General features: G+C 65.3%; 1 protein-coding gene. It reads left to right on the forward strand.

Features of this window, described 5'->3' with window-relative positions:
• The coding region (locus CTA01S_RS16810; protein ID WP_198150916.1) for a hypothetical protein at nucleotides 1-956 on the forward strand (956 nt) is incomplete at both ends.

Genomic DNA, 956 nt, shown 5'->3' on the forward strand with positions numbered 1-956 from the left:
ACGGTGTGCGTGTCGCAGACGGCGAACTATGCGGGATGTCCGAGCGGAGCGCTGACGCAGACGGGGCTGCCGGCCAGCTACAGCGGCAAGCGTGTGTTGCTGCGCCGTGGCGAGAGCTTTGGCCAGATCAACATCCGTCACGGCGAGCGCAACGTCATCGTGGGGGCTTTTGGGTCGGGCAACAAGCCGCGCGTGACCTCGGTGCGCATTGGCTCGGGGCGTCCGGACACGGCCTCGTTCGCCGAGGACATCACCGTGATGGATCTGAACATTGCCGACGGTATCGTACAGGACAGCTCGGCAGCGCGGTTGCTGCTGTACCGCAACGACCTGGCCGATGCGGGCAACAACAACCGCATCTGGTTCGGTGCGGCGCTAGACTACTGGGCCGGCAGTGACCCGTACCGCAACGTCTCGCCCAGCCAGTTCTACAACCCGCGCGAGATCTTCATCGTGGAAAACCGCATCCAAGGCGGCAGCCTGTCCAACGACAGCCCCATCCTGGGCACGGGCTCACGCATCGCGCTGCTGGGCAACGACATGGGTTATGCCAACCAGCACACTGTGCGCATCGGGCGGCTGCACAAGGGGGTGATGGCCCACAACGCCATGCGCGGTCGCTCCTCCGACGGCATCCGCCATGCGCTCAAGCTGCATTCGGGCGGTCTGGACAGCTACACCGACAGCTACAACGGCAGCACCTGGGCCACGCGCCAGGTGGTCATTGCCAACAACCTGTTCGGCGATGCGCAGGACAACAATCAATGGACAGTGGCTGTCAGCCCGCAAAACGGCGTCTCCGCCGAGGGGCTGGAGGACGTGATCGTGGAGAACAACCGCTTCGTGCGGGGCACGCGCACCGTGACCGATTTGGTGATCACGGGACGGCGCATGACCTACCGCGGCAACGTGCGTGTCGACGGGGGCTCGCTGGGCGTGAGCACCAACGGCCACGG

The organism is Caldimonas taiwanensis NBRC 104434, from assembly GCF_001592165.1.
GTDB classification, from domain to species: Bacteria; Pseudomonadota; Gammaproteobacteria; order Burkholderiales; family Burkholderiaceae_C; genus Caldimonas; species Caldimonas manganoxidans.